The sequence below is a fragment of the Actinomyces sp. oral taxon 170 str. F0386 genome (genome assembly GCF_000195595.1).
Lineage (GTDB): Bacteria > Actinomycetota > Actinomycetes > Actinomycetales > Actinomycetaceae > Actinomyces.
Genome location: NZ_GL882552.1, coordinates 1 through 1,248 on the forward strand (window position 1 = coordinate 1; position 1,248 = coordinate 1,248).

Consider the following 1,248-nt stretch of genomic DNA (forward strand, 5'->3'; position numbering starts at 1 on the left):
GCGCAGCCGCGAGGCGCCCGAGTCCGTCTCCGAGCCCATCACTTGTGGCACAGGGTGGCGTCGACGGCCTCGTTGACCTTTGCGCTCTTCTCCTTGGCGGAGCTCTCCGGGTTGCTCTGGTCGGCGATATCTGAGGATGAGGCAGTGACAGTGACGGTGAGGGCGGTGCCGTCAGGGCCGACACCGTCATGAGTCTCATATCCAGCAATACCGCCATGGTGTCCCCATGCAGTACCTCCGCAGCTCAGCGAGGTACCGATGAGGCCCAGCCCGTACACCGTCCCCGGTCCAAAGCGCGAGCTGGCGTCAACCGCTCCGTTCTTCATCTCGTCGATGCTGGCCTGGGTCAGCAGCCTGCCGTCGAAGACGGCCTGGAAGAAGGTGTTGAGCTCGCTGGGGGTCGACACCATGCCACCGGCGGCCCAGGCAAGTGAGGTATCCAGATCGGTCATGTCCTCCAGCTTGCCCTCAGCACTGAGGTGATAACTCTGAGGGTGAGGACCGTGGAGCTTCTTTTCGCCGTTTCCCGGGAGGTAGGTGTGGGACAGTCCCAGCTTCTTGACGATGCGCTGATCGATCTGCTCGCCCACCGGCCGCTGGGACACTCGCTCAATGAGGATCCCCAGCACGATGTAGTTCGTGTTGGTGTACTTCCACTGAGTGCCGGGCTCGAAGGCCGCCGGCTTACCCAGAGCCGTGCCCAGCAGATCACGCGGAGGAACATAGTGCTGCATATTCTCGGACTCCGCAGCTCTGCTAGAAAGGTAGGTGTCGGTGTACTCGGGCAGGCCACTGGTGTGCTGGAGGAGCTGACGCACCGTGATCTTTGATCCGTCAATACCCTCGCCTCTGATGAGGCCGGGCAGGTAGGTCTCGATCGGCTCATCAAGCCCGACCTTGCCCTCCTGGACCATCTGCATGACCACCACGGCCACGAAGGTTTTCGAAGCGGAACCGACCCGCACCTCGCCGTCCATCGGCGGGGCCTGACCTGTCTCCAGGTTGCCCTTGCCCACAGCCACCCCCGCCGACTCGCCCTTGCTGTCGCTCACCGCCGCCAGCGCCGCCGGGTAACCGGCCTCCACCAATCCCTGGGCCCGGGACTTCAGACTCTCAGCCTCCCCCTTCGACGGCGCCGCCGACGCCGCACCACCAGCAGCACCCAACGCAATCGCCGCCGCCACAGGCACCGCCAACACCCGCCACACCAGCAACCGGCGACGAGACGAGCGGGACGACGACGGGCTG

At 64.7% G+C, this 1,248-nt stretch carries 1 protein-coding gene; it reads right to left on the minus strand.

Features of this window, described 5'->3' with window-relative positions; all coding sequences use genetic code 11:
- Positions 1 to 38 precede the first annotated feature (38 nt).
- Positions 39 to 1,248, minus strand: a 1,210-nt coding sequence (locus HMPREF9056_RS10275) for a serine hydrolase (protein ID WP_050793056.1), incomplete at its 5' end; no start/stop codon positions are given.